Genomic DNA, 462 nt, shown 5'->3' with positions numbered 1-462 from the left:
TGATCTGGAGTGTAGCCCTGCCCTGTCTCGATGTAGGGTTTCATAGCCTCCATTTCACTAGCTGAGCTATAGACTGTGTGTTGAGGATGATAAACAAATTCATGGTTTTCATTGATGATAAAGGCAAAGCCCTGCTGCCCCAACTGGAGTTGGTTAAGATAGGCTTCCAGAGTTTCATATGAAATATCCAAACGAAGCACACCCAGATTGGCTCCCTTTACATCAACAAGTTCCTGAGTGACAGAAATGACCCACTGACTATCTGATTTACGAGCTGGTGTCAAAACTGGCTTATCCCCCTGATGAATGGCCTTTTGATACCAATCTTCAGCCATCATATCAGAGGAGGTTTTCATTTGCACACTATCATCTGTAGAAATGACCTGACCGGATTTGGTGACCAGTACAACAGTTTTCAAATCTTGGTCTGACTTTAAGATAGTCAAAAATAGATCTCGAATT

General features: G+C 42.4%; 1 protein-coding gene. It reads right to left on the bottom strand.

The window, feature by feature from the left end; genetic code table 11:
- Positions 1 to 462: cache domain-containing protein (locus SK578_RS00065; protein ID WP_042749674.1), on the bottom strand; the 462-nt coding region annotated here is incomplete at both ends.

Origin of the sequence: Streptococcus mitis (assembly GCF_000722755.1) — a bacterium.
GTDB lineage: Bacteria > Bacillota > Bacilli > Lactobacillales > Streptococcaceae > Streptococcus > Streptococcus mitis_CM.
Note: the sequence above shows the minus strand (reverse complement) of the source record. Positions and strands in the feature narration are given on the sequence as shown.